We start from the raw sequence: 16,491 nt of genomic DNA on the forward strand, positions 1-16,491 counted from the left end.
GGCAGATATGGGCGACTGATCGTCTCTCCTGCGCGAACCGGTTTCGCACGCATTTCCTGATCGGCTCCAGCCATGTTGAGGTCTGCTGCCTGAGCCGGACAGAGGTCGCTGGCGCGCAGAATGAGCCAGCGTTTCCGAACCATTTTTTCACCTCAGCAGGATGGCATCGGCAGTTTGCGGGCATCCGGGTGCCTGGCAAGGGTCGTCAGAGAAACGGGAATGACCCGGGTGCAGGCCCAATACAGATTGCTGGGAACACGATGATCCGGAAGCAGAAAAGTCGGCTGAATTCCCGGATCGTTACCGTCAGAAAACTGCGTTCAGTCCAATCGCAAAGCCGTGCCGTATGGGATGATGGGTGCGACGGCCTCCAGAAACTCTTTGGTACCGCAGGCAAAGCGCAATTTGTCGTTCAGGTCCGTTTGCCTCCAGTCTACAGTGCAACCTATACCGATCTGTTCCAGAATTGGGACAGCAGCCATCAGGTCCCAGGTGCTTTCACCTGTGCCGACATATCCATCAACCTGGCCCTGAGCGATCTCGATCAGCGACAATGTCGCCGAACCGCAGCACCGGAATGACATCTGCGCCTCTTCAAGAACAAACCGCAGCGTGCTGAGCCGCAGATCGATCGGGATCACCGGATGAAACCCGATGCCACAGGCCGCCTGAGCCGCCTTCATACCCGCGCGCGGCGCCATTCCCGTGCCATTCAGGGTGCTGGCAATGCCGGCACCCCCTACAAGTGTCTGGGCCCGCACCGGCACGTGTATGACCCCAAAGACCGGCTGCCCACCTTGATAAAGACCAATCGATACCGCCCACTGGTCGCCGCCACGTACGAAATTAAACGTCCCGTCGATAGGATCGATCACCCAGGTCCGCCCCGAGCGTCCCTCTTTCGCTGCACCTTCCTCGCCAAAAACGCCATCGTCGGGAAAGGCTTCCACAAGCGCGCGGGTGATATAGACCTCGACCTCCTGATCCGCCGCTGTGACAAGATCGAGATGCCCCTTGGCTTCAACCGGCACGGTGCTGAGCCTGTGAAAATGCGACAGGGCCAGATCACCTGCCTTGCGGGCAATGGCCTCGACGGTGCGGGCGCAGTCCTGGGTAACGGCCTGGGTCACAGCGATACATACCTTTTGTGAAGGGTCATGGTGCCCTGCACGTCATAGCGCAGGATGAAATAGGCATAGGGCTCATCAATGCTGCCAGGCTCCGGCGCATCGGCCCTCAGGTCCAGCACATGCTGGAAGGCAGGCCCCCCGCCCACCTGGCAGAATGCACCGTTCCAGATCGCCTGAAAGGGACGATGGATATGGCCCGCAAGGATCGTCAGGGGAGCGTCATAACCGGCCACAAGGTCCCCGAGCCTGTCGCGCCCGCCGGTCAGCGCCATAGCGTCCAGTGTCGTGACACCCGACGGAAACGGCGGATGATGCATCGCAATCAGGGTGGGTCCCGGCGATTGTGAGGCCAGAGTGTCCGCCAGCCAGTCCAGTTGAGAGGGGTCGAGCGCGCCGTGAACGTGGCCTTGGACCAGCGTGTCGAGCGCGAGGATGCGCAGATCGCCCACCTGCGCCGCGTAGTTGAGTAAAGGCCCGTGTCCAAACGGCAAAACGTCCCCGAAAGCGGTGCGCATTTGGGCCCGGTCATCGTGATTGCCGGGCACGGCAAACACCGGCATCCCGAGGGGCGCAAGGATGTCCTTGATAAGCGCATAATCGGCCGCGCTCCCCCCATCAGCCAGATCACCCGTAAAGATGACCGCGTCGAATTTCGGTTGATGGGACGCAATATCACCAATGACTTTGCGCGCCGCATCTGCTGCATCCAAACGCACCAGCGACGTCTCCGGCGCATCGGCAAAGACATGGAAGTCCGAGATGTGGGCGATCAGCATGACAGATTCCACATGTCTATTTGATCCCCGCACGCATGAAATTCGCAACGAACTGGCGTTGGAAAATGATAAAGGCAATGATCAGGGGCGCCGTGGTCATCAGGGTCGCCGCGTTGACCAGCGACCATTCCACACCGCTTTCCACGGTGGCAAAAACGCTGAGACCAACGGTCACCGGACGTACCTCCGGCGAGTTGGTGACAATCAGCGGCCAGAGGAAATTGTTCCAGTGAAAGCTGATCGAAACGAGTGCATAGGCTAGATAAACAGGCCTGGCGAGCGGCACGTAAATGTTCCACAAAACGCGCCAGGCACCGGCACCTTCGATCTGGGCGGCCTCGTCCAGCGAGACGGGCACAGTCAGAAAGGTTTGCCGCAGCAGGAATATCCCGAAGGCAGAGGTCAGATACGGCAGCGCGATGCCAAGGATCGTGTCGATCATCCCGATTTTCGACAGGGTCAGGTAATTCTCTACGATCAGTATCTCGGGCGAGATCAGCAGCTGCACCATGATCAGCGCGAACAGAAAACCCATCCAGCGGAAGCGATAGCGCACAAAGGCATAAGCCACCAGGGTGCACAGAATGAGATTGGCCACCAGAACGATGGTGATCAGGATGACCGTATTGAGGAAATAGAGCGCAAAGGGTGCGGCCTGCCAGGCCTCAAAGAAATTCTCGAGCGTGAGCGGCGCGTTCCAGACAAAGTTCGCCGAATAGATCTCGTCGTGAAAGGCGGTCCAGACCGAATAGAGAAACGGCAGGCCCCAGAGCGCCGCGAAAAGCAGACCCAGCGTGGACCACATTATCCTGTTGAGACCATGTGTCATTGGTAATGCGCCTTTCTGTTCAGCACCCAGTACTGGACAGCGGCCAGCACCCCGAGCAGGCAGACCATCAGCACGGTCAGTGTCGCGCCATAGGCAAAGTCACGCTGCGAGAAGGTCACCTCGTAGATGTAATAAAGCAGCAGCGCGCTGGAATTGTTCGGCCCGCCGCGCGTCATGACGATCACATGATCCACCAGACGGAATGCGTTGATCAGGGCGTTGACCGCCACAAAAATTGTGGTCGGGCGCAGCAGCGGCAGCACGATGTTGAAAAAGATACGCACGGGCCCTGCCCCTTCCAGCCTGGCCGCATCCTTGAGGTTTTCAGGCACCGCCTGCAGGGCGGCAAGATAGAAGATCATGAACAGCCCCGCCTCTTTCCAGACAGCGACGAACATCATCGAGACGAGCGAGGTTTCGGTGCTGCCCAGAAAGTTGATCGGCGGCAAGCCAAAAACACCGAGGATCTGCGAGGCCAGACCAATTCCGGGCGCATAGAAAAACAGCCAGATATTGGCCACCGCGATCATCGGCAGCATCGTCGGCATGAAAAATGACAGGCGCATCAGCGAGGTGCCGGGCAGTTTGGCGTTGACCAGAAGCGCCATACCAATCGCCAGACCGATGGCCAGCGGGATCGTCCCCAGCGCATAAAACGTGCTGTTCAGCATCACCTGAACCAGCCGGTCGTCCTCCAGCAGCGTCTGGTAATTCCCGACGCCTACAAATTTCGACGGGCGGCGCGAACTGGCATTGTTCCAGAAGGAATTCAGCAAAGCGCGCAAAGCCGGATAATGGGTAAACGCGACCAGCAGCAGACAGGGGATCACCAGCATGATCATTGCCAGCCCAAAGGGTAACCGCTTGTTCATGATCCGACGTCCTTTTGTGCGCGCGGCGGGTCCCCGTGCGCACGGCTGGCGCGCACGGGGTTGGCTCATACGAGCTTATTTGTAGTCACTCAGAACATCGTCGGCGCCTTCCTGCGCCGCCTTGAGCGCGGTCTCAGGCTCGGCGTTCCCGGTCACTACGCTTTCGATGGCATCGACAAGATACTGCGTCACCTTGGCGCGCTGGAACGTCGCGAACTCACGCTCGGCATAGTCCAGCTGATCCAGAGCAACCAGCGCCTGTGGCAGACGTTCGGCATAGGCCTTCATCTCCGGTGTTTCCCAGGCATCGGGACGCGGCGCCACATAGCCCGTTGCAATGCTCCACTTGGCCGCATTTGCCGGTGCCGTCATGAACTTGATGAAATCAAGCGCTGCTTCACGTTCCTCGTCCGTGGTGTCCTCGAAGATATAGAAGTTGCCGCCACCAATCGGCGCACCCGGCCCGTCACCGCCCGGCAGGAAGCCGACGCCCCAGTCAAAGGTCGCGTTCTTTTCGACAAAGGCAAGGTTGCCGGTGGATGTCCACATGGAAGCCGTCTGACCCTCGAGGAAGGCCTTTGGCGTGTCCCCCCACGAGATGCCACCCGGCGCCATCACGCCCTCTTTTGACAGATCCAGCAGGAATTCCAGTGATGCTTTGGTTGCCGGTGTGTCAATGCGTGCCTCGATACCGGTTTCGGTGGTCAGCACATCGCCCTTGGAGACCACCAGACCACCGAACAGCCACGCCCCGCCCAGACCCAGGGTTGGAATACGCGTGCCCCATTGGGTGACGTTGCCATTGTCATCCTTGATGGTCAGCTTCTTGCCCATCTCGATCATCTCGTCCCACGTCGTGGGCGGCGTCTCGGGGTCGAGCCCGGCGGCACGGAAGGCGTCTTTGTTGTAATAGTAGACCGGTGTGGAGCGCTGGAACGGAATGGCATAGGTCTTGCCCTCGAATTCAGCGTCTTTCATGAAACCGTCATAAAAGCCGTCGATCCATTCCTGATCTTCAGGCGTGTTCGCAATGTCGGAAATCGCGACGATCACGTCCTCTTCGATCAGCGTGAACAGATCAATGGAGAGCAGTACAGCCACCTGTGGCGGTTGCCCCGCGTTTGCGGCAGTCAGCGCCTTGGTGGTGGTTTCCTCGTAGTTGCCGGCATAGACCGCCTTGACGCTGTGCTGCGGGTTCTGCGCCGCCCATTCATCGGTCAGTGCCTGGATGGTTTCAACCGCAGGTGCATTCACGCCAACGGGAAAATAGAACTCCAGATCCGCCGCCGAAAGACTGTTTGCTGCAAGGCCGAACATGGCCGCAGTGCAGCACGAGCCGGCAAGTTTTGTCATGATTGTCATTGGGTCTCCTCCCAGTTAAAAAAGGTCAACGGCCGTTCTTCGCCGTTTGCGTTAACCGCTCGAAATGCGTTGTCCCGACGTCCGGGAAAACAAATGCGCGGCGCTGTTGTCCCAGCGCACTGTAATTTCATCGCCTGCCTGTGGTGCGTCCGTGCCGTGATGCGCCATGATGAAACGCCCGCCGGACGCTGCAATCAGATGCACCAGAAAAACGCTGCCTTCGTATTCGACACTCAGAACCTTGCAGGTCGCACTGAAGCCAGCACCCGCGCTGCCCAGCGTCATCGTCTCCGGACGCACACCCACCAGCAGGTCTGCCTTGTCTCCCCTGACGCCTGCGGCGACCCGGTCGGGCAGCGTCACATCCTCTGCCGCCAGAAGGTTCATGGGCGGCGTCCCGATGAAACTGGCAGCAAATGTATTCGCGGGCTGGTCATAGAGCTGCTGTGGTGTCCCGATCTGTGAGGCCTGCCCATCGCTCATCAGCACCACAGTATCGGACATCGACAGGGCTTCGCTCTGATCGTGGGTGACATAGAGAACGGTGATCCCCAGCTGCTTGTTCAGCGACCGGATCTCGCTGCGGATCTCGACACGCAGCTTGGCATCCAGATTGGACAGCGGCTCGTCCATCAACACCAGCGGACGATCCGACACCAGCACCCGCGCCAGCGCCACCCGTTGCTGTTGACCACCCGACAACTGCGCTGGTTTGCGATCCAGAAGCGGGCTCAGAGCCATCAGCTCCGCGACCCGTTCAAGAGACGTTTTCTGTGTCGCCTGCGGCACCTTACGCACCTTCAGACCGTAAATGATGTTCTCGGCCACGCTCATATGAGGAAACAGCGCATAGTTCTGGAACACCATGCCCAGATTGCGGTCTGCCGCCGCCTTGCCCGTCACATCCGCCCCGCCGATCAGAATCTGACCGCCCGAAACGCTTTCCAGCCCTGATATCAGTTTGAGAGCGGTGCTCTTGCCACAGCCCGACGGGCCGAGCAAAGTCAGAAAACCGCCTGCATGAATGTCGAAATTCACACCCTTCAGGACGTCGGTCGCCCCCCAGCTCTTGCGCAGGTCCCGGACCTCCAGTGATACACCGGAAGCACTCATGCGAGCACCAGCTCGAGATCGGTCTGGCGCAGCCGCTCCAGATCGTTCGGGCTGGCTTCCCTGTTGGTGATAATGCCCGTGATCTGCGCGAAACCGGCCGTTCGCATAAAGGCGCTCGGCTTGAACTTACTGTTGTCGGCGATCACAATTTTCTTCCTCGAATTCGACATGACTTCTTTCTGGACCTGGCTGTAGGCCTCGCTGGCAACACTGATCGACCGGCTGTCCAGATCGATGGCAGAACAGCATATGAACGCGACATCGAATGACAGGGAGCGCAATGCCTCGATCGCCAGCGAGCCGGCAAAGGAGTCGTTGACCGGCTCGTAGGACCCGCCAATCAGATAAAAATCTGAAATCCCAAGCGATTGCAGTTTCTTTGCAATACCGAGGGACGTCGTGACATAGGTGCACCCGGGCTGCTTGATGGCGTGGACCGCAACGGCGTGTGCCGTCGTGCCCGCGTCCAGAAAGACAACCTCGTCGCCCTTGAGCAGGTTGATCGCGGCCAGACCGATCCGGCTTTTTTCCTCTGCCCCCACCCATTTGCGCTGATCGTTCGGCAGATCTCCCAGCACGCTGGAGTTTTTCATCACACCGCCATGTGTGCGCACCACCTGCCCCGCACCATCCAGTGCCTGCAGGTCACGCCGCATTGTCGCGTCCGAGACACCAAAGTGATCGCAGAGGTCGCGCAATGTCATCGCCCCGCGCGATGCCACCAGACCCGCGATTTTTTCGCGCCGCACAGCGGCCAGTTCGAAATTGTCTGACATCTTCATTCTTTGCGTGCCCACACTTCACCACCACGGGTGATCGGTGAATTCGATCACATACCATCTATAACAATCGTAAACGCTCACAAACCATCACGCAAGTGAAAATCTCTGCACTAAAGGTGATCCGGGTGAAAACGCTCTGTTCGTATGCTGAACAAGTCGGCGCAAAAGGGATCCGGCGCTGGCAAAAACCTGAATGACTTCAAGACGATAAAGTGTGTTGACCCACGCCAGATCGCCCTTGAATGCCGCGCCCGACATCAGCTGGAAAGTTTCACCAACGCTTCAATGGATGGATCGAGGTGTGGCAGATCTCGTGCCCTGGGTGATGTTGAAGGAGACTGTCGCTCCACTGCGTTGTTTCATTGGCCATGCCGGGCGATGCGCAGTCGCTGACATGCGAACAAACAGCCGGTGGTGCTCCCCCCTCGCCCTTTGAAATCGAACACTTGAGCCACACAAGGGCATCAACCGACGGACGTGCGGCACGCGACAAGACGGCTGGGGTAGCGCCGCAAAAACCGGCAATGCATGTGCCGGCAGGCTGGCTCGAACAAAACTATTCAGCCGAAGGGGCCGGCATTCTTACGGGATCATCTGTCGGAAACGGCACCATCCGCCGTCATAAACACCAAAGGCGACACGATCATGACCCTGGCAACTGCGTCAACTGCGATAAATCCGGACGTCAGTCCGGCACGCCGGCGTCATCTGGCAGATCGAAAATACGGCCTGTCAGCCACGCGGGCCAGTCACGCTCAAAAACCGATTTGTGCTGCGTATCAAAGCGCCGGTTCGGGCGCGTTCGGACGACCATATCGTCGCCAGCCAATCGTACAAGGATCTGCAATTGCATGTCCTCTGCGCGCTCGGGCCGAAACCTCACATCCGGCAATGGTCCCGTGCGGGCCAGCGGCAGGCATGCGCCCTCTGCGTCACAGATCGCGCGCGCGCCGCGGCTGCCACCTCCCTGAGATATGTAGAAATCCAGTGCCGCCAGCACCGCCTCTGACGCAAGCGACATCTGCTGCCATTGCAGGGCGCGCGCCGCTTCACTGGCGCGGCTTATGGCCAGCCCGTGATTACGGAGTGCGCCACTGAGATGGCGCGCGTGCCTATGCGCATCTGCAACAGCTTCGGCCTTGCACAGAATACCGGCATGATCGCTCATCCGGGCCTGAATTTCTCTGCGTACATCGGCGACAGTATAGGGACTGTCAGAGTTGATAACGGCGAGAGCAGCCACAACAGCATCGCGTGCCTCAGCCTTCAAATCCGCCTGCGATGGCTCTTCAGCGCGCCCGCTTGCGGCGATATGTTCGGCAACGCGGGTCCCAAAGACCTGACCGGCATTCAGTGCCGACCCGCCGGGACGCGTGGCGCCATGGGTGCCAGCCGCCTCGCCCACAGCGTATATTCCCGCAACGTTTGTCCGCCCCCAGGTGTCGACCGCTATACCGCCGTTCATGTGCTGGTTGTTGACTGCGAACTCCAGCGGTTCGGCACTGATGTCCACCTTGTATCTCTTGTAAAGCTCGATCGCGAGCGGGTTCATATGGCGCAGACGATCAATGGGCAGGGCCTGATCCGCACCCGACCGCATCAGGTAGTCCCGAACATCTGCATCAAGCCTGTCGAGGCTGAAGTGCTGATCCCCCGGCACTGGCAAAAGGTTGCGGTTAAAGTCGAGAAAGACGCGCCGCCCTTTCTGGCCTTCGCGGTAAATTGCCAGATCGACGAGGCTGGATCTGAAATCCAGCATCCGGCTGGCATGGAAGGGCCATTGATACCCTTTCCGAAAAATGTTGGACGCCATCTCCTGTGTCGTGCGGTAATAATCGGCCAGAAAGTGATGCTCCGCGCCGGTATCATCCAGAGAGTAAATATGCGGGATAACCTGCACGTAAGTGCCAGACAGGTTCCAGGGGAAGCCTTCCCGCCGGGTGCCGATACCAAACTGACTTTCGGTGATGTTTGCCAGCTCAAGCCCTGCCTCAAGCGCCAGGCCGAGGGTGCCAAAGCATCCGTTCGGGAACACACTGTCGCGGTACATCTCTCCCGGACCGCCTGCGGCGATGACAAGCGCGTCGCATTGAAAAAATACCAGCCCATAAGGGTTCTGTTCAGTGCTTGCTTTGGAACGGATCGTCAGCACTCCGGCAACGCGGGCCCTGTCACCCGCCCCGCTGACCAGCACCTTTACCGCCGTAGCATGGTTGTAGAACGGGATATCCAGCCGGAGCGCTTCTTCGGCCAGCACCCTGACCATCAGGCGCGAGGTTCGCGGCCCGCAGGACGTCGCACGCCCGACCTCATCATGGTCCGTCTGATAGCGCAGCGTGCCACCCAGATCGTCCTGCGGCAATGGCAGCCCAAGATATTGCAGAGATGCCATGGCCCGGATTGATCCCACGGCCTCGATATAGGCGGTGTCCTCGTCCATGGCCCCGCCTGCCCTGATTGCGGCAGCCATATCCTGAAAGTCATCGCCTTGATCTTTGGTGTTCGCGGTGTGGAGCGTCTGTTTGTCTGATCCCGAACAGGCGGACGTACCGCCCCAGGCGCTCTGACTGATAATCGTGACATCTGCGCCCCGGCGCTTCATTTCGACCGCCGCGCGCAATCCGGCCGCACCGCTGCCGATGACCAGGCTGCCCGACCGGAACACAGGGATAAGCAGGCCTTCAACGTCCAGGTGCTCTGTCGCATCTGGCTCACCTTTAAGACGCGGCATGGTCACATCGGTCAGCGCATCAAGGATATGCTGGGGAACAGACAGGCTCATGAGCGTCTCTCCTTTCGAACAGGAAGAACGATCATGGAATATCCACCCAGCGCTTCAAACGTGACGATTCCATACAGGCGTCGACAATCTGGCAGATGTGATGACCGGTTTCGAACGTCGGCCACATCGGCGTCTTTGTAACAATGGATCTGATGACTTCTGCCACCTCGATGATTTTGCTTTCGTTGTAACCAAGTGCAAAGTTCGGCAACGGCAGGAACGCGCCATAAGTCTGGTGCTCGGGTCCGACGTCAATCTCACGGTAGCCGCGGCGTCCGATCGGGTCATCGTTTGAATAAAACCGCAGGCGGTTCACCTCATCGTACGTGTAGCTCAGGCTGCCACGGGTGCCGTATATTTCATAGGTCTGCATGAATTTCCGGCCTGTGGCGACCCGGCTGAAATCAACCATCCCGCGCGCGCCACTGGCAAAATTGCACAGGACATTGGAACCGTCGGGATTTGTGATGTCCGCCCAGTCTTCATCCCCGGTGAGTGTTGTTCCGGCCCCCAGTTCCGCCCCTTCGACAACCGGCCTTTTGTGGGTAACGATGTAATTGTCGGCGATGAGCGTACTGACTTTGCCGACCAGAAACTCCATGAAACTGAAAACATGGCTGCCGGTGTCCCCCACGATCCCTGTTGGGGCGAGGTCTCCGTTGGCGCGCCACATATAAGGCGCCAGCGGGTCGCCATACATGTCCACATGCTGGCAACCTTTGAACAGTTTGATCTCGCCGATCTCTCCGGCCTCGATGATTTCTTTTGCCCGGTCATGAACCGGATTGCGGGGGAAGGCATGGCCAACGCGGGTGATCAGACCTTTGGATCCGGCGATATCTGCCAGCTCGCGCGCCTGTGCCGCAGTATCGGCAAGCGGTTTTTCACAAAAGACATGCTTGCCCGCGAGGAGGGCCGCTTTTGCAACTTCATAATGCAGATTGTCGGGCAGGCAGATATCAATCAGATCAACATCCGGGTCGGCCACCGCCTCCTGCCAGGTTTGCAGAATTTTTGCGCCCGGTGCGCGAAAAGCCAAGTCTTCGAGCGCTGCCGATTTTCCACCGACCAGGGCCACAACCCGTGCAGTGCCGCCACCGGTGCCGAAGAAATGCGGGAAGGTCTGATAAGCCATCGTGTGAACCCTGCCCATCCAGCCCGATGCGCCCAGAACGGCGACCTTTACCTCATCCATATTCATCTCCTTTTACGTCAGCCTTCAGGCCGGAACGCGCCATTCTTTGCGGATACATCGGCGGCACACAGCACGCGCGACACAATGTATGAATTCAGGCCCCGCTCGAGGCCCGTCTGATCAGTTGAACAGGGCTGCGCGCGGTCATCTGTGGCATCTTGCCGTCTTTGACCCAGCCCAGTATCTGCGCGGCCGTTTCTTTTGCAAAATCCGGAATATTGCAGCTGACAGAGGTCAGCGGCGGATAGCTGTCCTGGCAATCCTCGATATCGTCAAATCCGACAACGCGCAGATCGGTTCCCACCCGGATCCCAAGTTCAGGACAGGCCGACAAAACCCCCAGAGCGACAAGATCGTTGAAACAGATGACACCATCCACCTCCGGGTGCTCAGCCCGAAGCTTCGCAGCCATGTCCTTGCCAAAGGACCGGGTCGCCTGCCCGGTCAGCACAACAGGGCTCATACCTTTCGCGGACAACACCGAAAGGTAGCCGCTCATGCGTTCCTCGGTCACGGCGCGCCCGTCCAGGCCGCCAAGAAACGCGATGTGTCTGCACCCCATTTCCAGCAGGTGTTCCGCCGCCAGCCGTCCTCCCCGCAGATAGTCCGGCGCGACAAAGGGGAACCGGGGGTCATCTGCATCCAGTGACCGAAAGACCTGAAGCGTCGGTGTGTTTGCTGCACCAAGAACCGCAAGCGTTTCCGCTTCGCCACCATAGCTGGGCGAGACGATAAAACCCGAAACGCCGTGCTCGACCAGCGAGGAAATCATCCGCGTCTGCAGCACTGGGTCTTCATCCGTATTGGCCAGTACCGTCGCAAAGCCATTGCGCGCCAGTTCCATCTGAAACAGGGCTGCGAACTCGGTGAAAAACGGGTTGCGCAGGTCATTGATCACCAGGCCGATCAACCCCGACGACGACGACCGCAAAGTAGCTGCCGAACGGTTGTAGACATACCCGATATCCGCCATCGCCTTGCGGACGGACACCCGCGTGCTTTCCTTAACCGCAGACCCCTGCAGCACAAGGCTCACTGTCGATTTCGATACGCCGGCACGTTTGGCAACATCCAGTATTGTGGGTCGCGCTTTCATACCGCTGCGGTGTTCAGTCGGATCATCGGGCATTGTTTTCCGCGATCACCCTCAGACATCCAGATCAAGCACAAGAATACCATCGATGCCGCCTGTGGCATTGGCCACGAGTTGCCCCCCAAGTGCCTGATGTTCCGGGTTTTCTGCATAGTTCTGCAACGCCTCCCAACTGTCAAAATCGATGACAAACCCGTGCATATAGCCACGTTCTATCTGTTCAGGGCTCTGCGATCGTCCGCCCGTGAAATTCTGCGCTCCGGGAAGCTTTTCAGACAATGCGGACAGGCCTGAATAGATTTCGGCAATGTTGTCCTCCGGTGTGCCGGGCTTGAATTTTGTCAGAACGATATGGCGGATCATTACTGCATCCCCTGATCTTGCCTGATCATGTCAGCGGCTTTTTCACCGATCATGATCGAAGGCGCGTTGGTGTTGGAAGAATTGACGGTTGGCATCACAGAGGCATCCGCAACCCGCAGCCCGTCAATCCCGTTGAAGCGCAAGCGCGGATCAAGCACGGCGTCCACATCGCTGCCCATCCGGCAGGTCCCTGCACAGTGATGCGAGGTTTTGGAATGCACACAGATAAAGTTAAAGTAATCCTCCTGCGAACGGACGTCCGGACCGGGCAGCCGTTCTGCCAGGACAAAAGGCTTTAGCGCATCCTGGGCGAGAATGCTTTGCACCAGCTTTAACCCACGGATCGACATTTCGCGGTCGTATGGGTTCGACAGATAGTTGGGATCGATCAGCGGCATATCTGCCGGATCGTCACTCTGCAGACGCACCGTGCCGCGGGATCGCGGGCGCAGGTGGCAGGCATTCAGCGTCACGCCCCCATTGGGCATGGTCTCCACTCCCGCCTCAATACCCGTACCGAGCCCCAGATGCATCTGGATGTCGGGGGACCGCGCGTTTTCATCCGCGTACCAGAACCCGCCGGTTTCAAACAGGCTTGAGGCCACCGGCCCTCTGCGCGTCAGCAGATATTGCACTCCTGCAAGCGCAGAAAGATGCGGTTTCGCAAACCGGTCATAGGTGTGCGGACCGGTGACCTCGCAAATCGAATAGAGATCAAGATGGTCCTGCAGGTTCGATCCCACACCTGGCTGGTCCAAAACCACGTCGATCCCAAGTGGCTTTAAATGACCCGCGGGCCCGATACCCGAAAGTTGCAGCAAACGCGGCGAGCCAATGGCGCCGGATGACAGGATAACCTCCCGGTCGGCGGTGATCCGGGTACCATCGGCCATCTCGACCCCGGTTGCGCGTGCGCCTTCAACCGTGATCCGGCGCACCTGCGCTTTTGTCCGGATGGTCAGGTTGGGGCGGGATTTTGCAGGTGCCAGAAAGGCCATCGCCGCCGAGGACCTGCGGGCCTTGCTCTGGGTCAGCTGATAATATCCCGCGCCATCCTGCCTTGTGCCATTCACATCCCTGGTCTTAGGGATACCCACTTGTCCTGCGGCCTCGATAAATGCGTCGCAGATCGGCAATGGTGCTGCCGGCATGGACACGCCCAGCGGGCCGCCCCTGCCGTGAAATTCATTGCTGTAGGTGTCGTTGTCTTCTGACTTTCTGAAGTACGGCAGGACGTCTTCATAGCTCCAGCCCTCGCAGCCCATCTGCCGCCACTCATCATAGTCATGGGCCGCACCACGGGTATAAATCTGCGCATTGATGGCAGAGCCGCCGCCGATCACCTTTGCCTGCGTATAGTTGAACACTTTGCCCTGCATGCTGCGCTGTGGGGTCGTCGACCATCCCCATGACCCGATCCCCTTGGTCATTTTGGCAAAGCCTGCGGGCAGGTGGAAAAACGGATGGCGATCACTGCCGCCCGCTTCCAGAAGCAAAACACGTGCATCCGGGTTTTCCGACAGACGCGCGGCGATCACCGAACCGGCAGACCCGCCGCCAATAACGATAAAATCAAAGCCAGCCGCTGTCATGCGGCAAACTCCACCTCTGTGATATGCCGGCCTGCACGCAAAGCCAGAGCAGCGATGGTCAGCGCAGGGTTGACCGCCGCGGATGTCGGCAGAACAGAGGCGTCAACAATGAACAGGTTCCGGTGATCATGACTGCGGCAGAAAGTATCCACGACACTGGTTGTGGGGTCAGCACCCATACGCGCTGTGCCGCATTGATGGGAAGGCGTGCGCCGGTCAAATGCTCTGGATACCACAACCGGAAAACCAGCCCGTCGCAACGCGCGTTTCAACCTGGCCACCAGCATCTCGTGGGCGGCATAGTTGGACCGTTGCCAGTCGAGTTTGATCTGACCGTTTACAAGCGTCACTCTGCTGTCGGGATTGGGCAGATCTTCGGACATTGCATAAAAATCAAAGCTGCGCGCGGCGATCCACCGGGCAAGCGAGGGCGGCAGGCCTGAGTTTGCTGCAAGAATAGAGCCGGTGATTTTGCCCAGCATCTGCACATTCCCCAGGGGAGGTGCGTCATCTGACCCGCGATAGAAATCGTTGAACATGATCGTTTTCTGATAAATGGCCCGATTGCGCCGCAACGGGTGCAATGCCAGAACCGCAGAACAGTTGTGGTTCATGAAGTTTCGCCCGACCTGGTCAGAACCATTGGCCAGCCCTGTGGGCCAGTTGTCATTGGCAGAGGCCAGCAAAAGCGCCGCCGTTTGCACGGCACCGGTCGCGATAACGACAATGGGCGCGCGGATCGTCTCAGACCGGCCATTTGCCTCAAATACGACCGACGTAATGCGGTTGTCCGTCCCGCTTTGCAAAGCGGTCACACGGCAGCCGGTGCGCAACACGACATTCGGATGTGCCAGCGCGGCTTTCAGCCCGCATGTCTCTGCGTCCATCTTTGCGCCGCAGGTGTTTGGATAGGCATCCCATGTGGTTTGCCCCGCGGCGAGCCACCCGGCAATATCCACCCCCAGCGGGATGGACGATGGATGCAGGCCAGCGGTCTTCAGACGGTCGCGCAGGGCCGCAATGTCAGGTTCGTCAGGAACAGGTTTATGGGGATAACTGCCGGAATGTGCGGGCTCTGTCGGATCCTCGCCCAATGTCCCGCGCACAGCATAAAGCTGCTCTGCGGCCTGGTAGTCCGGTTCAAGCGCTGCATAGGCGATGGGCCATCCCGGCGTCACACCGCCCGGGTGTTGGACAGGCCCAAAGTCGGCCTCCCGGTAGCGGATCAGCGCCGCGCCATAGAACCTGGAATTGCCGCCGACGTTGTAATAATTGCCTGGATTAAACGGCCTGTCCGCGCCATCCAGCCAGTCCTCCGTACTGCGAAAAATGCCATCGCCAAAGATCGCACCCGCATCGCGATCATGCGCGGAGGGGCGCAGATGCTCTCCGCGTTCAAGGATCAGTATGCTGCGCCCGGTCGGTGCCAGGGCCGCCGCCAGTGTCGCACCCCCCATGCCGGAGCCGATGATAACAACATCCGGCTGCATCAGGGCGCGATCCTGCTTTCGGTCGCAGGATCAAAGGCCACGGCCTTTTCCATATTCACCGCAAAGCTGAAATCCGCGCCCGGCCGGACATCTGCATCTGAGCGCATCCGCGCGATCACGTCCTTGCCACCCAGGGTCATGGTCACAAAGGTGTCGGAGCCTGCAGGCTCAGTCACCACGATCCTGTTGGTCAGATGTGCAATATTCGACGACTTGCGATCAGCCGCGTCCTCGTCGGTGATCGTCTCGGGCCGGATGCCAAGCAGAATTTCCTTGCCGGACCAGTCCGCCATGTTGTCCTGGCTGAATGGCAGCGCCACAGGCGATCCGTCATGCAGCGCCACCTGCGCCACCGGCCTGCCGTTTTCCACCGCAACCGTTGCTTTGACAACGTTCATTGCAGGCGATCCCATGAAGGTCGCAACAAAGATGTTTGCAGGTTTGTCATAGATCTCCTGCGGGGTTCCGAGCTGCTGCACATAGCCGCCGTTCATCACGGCGATGCGCGTTGAAAGCGTCATCGCTTCGATCTGATCGTGGGTGACATAGACGATCGTTGTGCCCAGTTTCTGGTGCAGCTTCTTGATTTCGGTGCGCATATCAACGCGCAGCTTGGCATCCAGGTTCGACAGCGGCTCGTCGAACAGGAAAACGTCCGGATTGCGCACCAGCGCACGCCCCATTGCGACGCGCTGGCGTTGTCCGCCGGACAGCGCCCCCGGCTTGCGCCCCAGCAGGGGTTCGATCTGCAACAGGGCGGCCGCTTCTTTCATGGCCTTTTCACGTTCAGCTTTGGGAACACCGTGCATTTCGAGCCCGAAGGTGATGTTCTGACCGACGGTCATATTCGGGTAGAGGGCATAGGACTGGAACACCATTGCGATGTTGCGCCGTGATGGATGGACCCCGTTCATCAGATTGTCTTTGATGCGGATCTCGCCGCTGGTGATCTCTTCCAGGCCCGCAATCATGTTCAGCAGAGTAGACTTGCCACAGCCGGACGGACCCACCAGGACAAGAAACTCCCCTTCCTGCACAGAAATGTCGACATTGTGCAGAACTTCGACCGAGCCATAGGCTTTTGTCGCGTTGTCGATATCAAGAAAGCCCAT

Annotated in this window: 14 protein-coding genes; all 14 read right to left on the reverse strand. The window is 59.0% G+C overall.

The annotated features are described in order from the left end of the window. Positions 1-320: 320 nt before the first annotated feature. A complete protein-coding gene (locus tag Q1A34_RS12480; protein WP_300034378.1) occupies positions 321-1,130 on the reverse strand; it encodes an inositol monophosphatase family protein in 810 nt (269 codons plus the stop codon). After that, on the reverse strand, positions 1,127-1,906 hold the full coding sequence (locus Q1A34_RS12485) for a phosphodiesterase (protein WP_300034381.1): 780 nt from the start codon (positions 1,904-1,906) through the stop codon (positions 1,127-1,129). Before Q1A34_RS12485 ends, Q1A34_RS12480 begins: the two co-directional genes overlap by 4 nt. A gap of 16 nt (positions 1,907-1,922) precedes the next feature. Next, on the reverse strand, positions 1,923-2,735 hold the full coding sequence (locus Q1A34_RS12490) for a carbohydrate ABC transporter permease (RefSeq protein WP_300034384.1): 813 nt from the start codon (positions 2,733-2,735) through the stop codon (positions 1,923-1,925). Then, a complete protein-coding gene (locus tag Q1A34_RS12495; protein ID WP_300034387.1) occupies positions 2,732-3,607 on the reverse strand; it encodes a carbohydrate ABC transporter permease in 876 nt (291 codons plus the stop codon). The genes Q1A34_RS12490 and Q1A34_RS12495 overlap by 4 nt, the downstream gene beginning before the upstream one ends. A gap of 75 nt (positions 3,608-3,682) precedes the next feature. Next, a complete protein-coding gene (locus tag Q1A34_RS12500) occupies positions 3,683-4,969 on the reverse strand; it encodes an ABC transporter substrate-binding protein (protein ID WP_300034390.1) in 1,287 nt (428 codons plus the stop codon). 51 nt (positions 4,970-5,020) lie between these two features. Continuing rightward, entirely contained in the window at positions 5,021-6,082 is a 1,062-nt protein-coding gene (locus tag Q1A34_RS12505) for an ABC transporter ATP-binding protein (RefSeq protein WP_300034393.1), read from the reverse strand. After that, positions 6,079-6,858, reverse strand: a complete 780-nt coding sequence (locus Q1A34_RS12510; protein ID WP_300034396.1) for a DeoR/GlpR family DNA-binding transcription regulator — start codon at positions 6,856-6,858, stop codon at positions 6,079-6,081. The genes Q1A34_RS12505 and Q1A34_RS12510 overlap by 4 nt, the downstream gene beginning before the upstream one ends. Before the next feature lie 691 nt (positions 6,859-7,549). Continuing rightward, positions 7,550-9,646 (reverse strand): FAD-binding protein, encoded by a 2,097-nt coding sequence (locus Q1A34_RS12515; protein ID WP_300034398.1) that lies wholly within the window; start codon positions 9,644-9,646, stop codon positions 7,550-7,552. A 31-nt stretch (positions 9,647-9,677) separates the two neighbouring features. Continuing rightward, positions 9,678-10,841 carry a Gfo/Idh/MocA family oxidoreductase gene (locus tag Q1A34_RS12520; protein ID WP_300034401.1) on the reverse strand — a complete coding sequence of 388 codons (1,164 nt, stop codon included), beginning with the start codon at positions 10,839-10,841 and terminating at the stop codon, positions 9,678-9,680. 94 nt (positions 10,842-10,935) lie between these two features. After that, complete coding sequence (locus Q1A34_RS12525) at positions 10,936-11,937, reverse strand: LacI family DNA-binding transcriptional regulator (RefSeq protein ID WP_300034403.1); 1,002 nt, start codon at positions 11,935-11,937, stop codon at positions 10,936-10,938. A gap of 51 nt (positions 11,938-11,988) precedes the next feature. Continuing rightward, positions 11,989-12,297, reverse strand: a complete 309-nt coding sequence (locus Q1A34_RS12530) for a Dabb family protein (RefSeq protein ID WP_300034406.1) — start codon at positions 12,295-12,297, stop codon at positions 11,989-11,991. Beyond that, positions 12,297-13,889: a GMC family oxidoreductase N-terminal domain-containing protein gene (locus Q1A34_RS12535; RefSeq protein ID WP_300034409.1), complete on the reverse strand. Its 1,593-nt coding sequence runs from the start codon at positions 13,887-13,889 to the stop codon at positions 12,297-12,299. Before Q1A34_RS12535 ends, Q1A34_RS12530 begins: the two co-directional genes overlap by 1 nt. Continuing rightward, entirely contained in the window at positions 13,886-15,379 is a 1,494-nt protein-coding gene (locus Q1A34_RS12540) for a GMC family oxidoreductase (RefSeq protein ID WP_300034413.1), read from the reverse strand. The genes Q1A34_RS12535 and Q1A34_RS12540 overlap by 4 nt, the downstream gene beginning before the upstream one ends. Continuing rightward, a complete protein-coding gene (gene ugpC / locus Q1A34_RS12545; protein WP_300034416.1) occupies positions 15,379-16,491 on the reverse strand; it encodes a sn-glycerol-3-phosphate ABC transporter ATP-binding protein UgpC in 1,113 nt (370 codons plus the stop codon). The genes Q1A34_RS12540 and ugpC overlap by 1 nt, the downstream gene beginning before the upstream one ends.

This window comes from uncultured Roseobacter sp. (genome assembly GCF_947491795.1).
GTDB lineage: Bacteria > Pseudomonadota > Alphaproteobacteria > Rhodobacterales > Rhodobacteraceae > Roseobacter.

Coding starts and splice junctions, on each gene's coding strand:
- Q1A34_RS12485 (WP_300034381.1), bottom strand. CDS start 1,906: ATGCTGATCGCCCACATCTCGGACTTCCATGTCTTTGCCGATGCGCCG.
- Q1A34_RS12490 (WP_300034384.1), bottom strand. CDS start 2,735: ATGACACATGGTCTCAACAGGATAATGTGGTCCACGCTGGGTCTGCTT.
- Q1A34_RS12495 (WP_300034387.1), bottom strand. CDS start 3,607: ATGAACAAGCGGTTACCCTTTGGGCTGGCAATGATCATGCTGGTGATC.
- Q1A34_RS12500 (WP_300034390.1), bottom strand. CDS start 4,969: ATGACAATCATGACAAAACTTGCCGGCTCGTGCTGCACTGCGGCCATG.
- Q1A34_RS12505 (WP_300034393.1), bottom strand. CDS start 6,082: ATGAGTGCTTCCGGTGTATCACTGGAGGTCCGGGACCTGCGCAAGAGC.
- Q1A34_RS12510 (WP_300034396.1), bottom strand. CDS start 6,858: ATGTCAGACAATTTCGAACTGGCCGCTGTGCGGCGCGAAAAAATCGCG.
- Q1A34_RS12515 (WP_300034398.1), bottom strand. CDS start 9,646: ATGAGCCTGTCTGTTCCCCAGCATATCCTTGATGCGCTGACCGATGTG.
- Q1A34_RS12520 (WP_300034401.1), bottom strand. CDS start 10,841: ATGGATGAGGTAAAGGTCGCCGTTCTGGGCGCATCGGGCTGGATGGGC.
- Q1A34_RS12525 (WP_300034403.1), bottom strand. CDS start 11,937: ATGAAAGCGCGACCCACAATACTGGATGTTGCCAAACGTGCCGGCGTA.
- Q1A34_RS12530 (WP_300034406.1), bottom strand. CDS start 12,297: ATGATCCGCCATATCGTTCTGACAAAATTCAAGCCCGGCACACCGGAG.
- Q1A34_RS12535 (WP_300034409.1), bottom strand. CDS start 13,889: ATGACAGCGGCTGGCTTTGATTTTATCGTTATTGGCGGCGGGTCTGCC.
- Q1A34_RS12540 (WP_300034413.1), bottom strand. CDS start 15,379: ATGCAGCCGGATGTTGTTATCATCGGCTCCGGCATGGGGGGTGCGACA.
- ugpC (WP_300034416.1), bottom strand. CDS start 16,491: ATGGGCTTTCTTGATATCGACAACGCGACAAAAGCCTATGGCTCGGTC.